Here is a 540-nt window from a genome sequence, read left to right as displayed (position 1 = left end):
CTGAAATTGATGAAGAGGTTCGTTTTGAAGCTCAGGATATCCCGCTGGATATCGTTTATGAAGATGACGACATTCTTGTCATCAACAAACCTCGTGACCTTGTAGTGCATCCGGGCGCCGGGAATCCTGATGGTACGGTATTGAATGCGTTGTTGCATTACTACCCGCCAATTGCGGATGTCCCACGAGCCGGTATTGTGCACCGTCTGGATAAAGACACAACCGGACTTATGGTTGTGGCAAAAACTGTCCCGGCGCAAACGCGCCTGGTCGAGTCATTGCAGCTGCGCGAAATCACTCGTGAGTATGAAGCCGTGGCGATTGGCCATATGACAGCGGGCGGTACAGTCGAAGAACCGATCAGCCGTCATCCAACCAAACGTACGCATATGTCAGTGCATCCAATGGGGAAACCTGCGGTAACGCACTATCGCATTATGGAGCATTTCCGTGTGCACACGCGTCTGCGGTTGCGTCTGGAAACCGGACGTACGCACCAGATCCGCGTGCACATGGCGCATATCACCCATCCGCTGGTGG

General features: G+C 53.3%; 1 protein-coding gene. It reads left to right on the top strand.

Going from position 1 to position 540, the window contains the following annotated elements:
- Positions 1-540 (top strand): 23S rRNA pseudouridine(1911/1915/1917) synthase RluD (rluD, locus tag FDX22_RS21910; RefSeq protein WP_146717769.1); only part of this gene is annotated, 540 nt, incomplete at both ends.

Source organism: Citrobacter sp. TBCS-14 (assembly GCF_005280805.1).
GTDB lineage: Bacteria > Pseudomonadota > Gammaproteobacteria > Enterobacterales > Enterobacteriaceae > Citrobacter > Citrobacter gillenii.
This window is presented reverse-complemented; position numbering and strand designations above follow the sequence as displayed.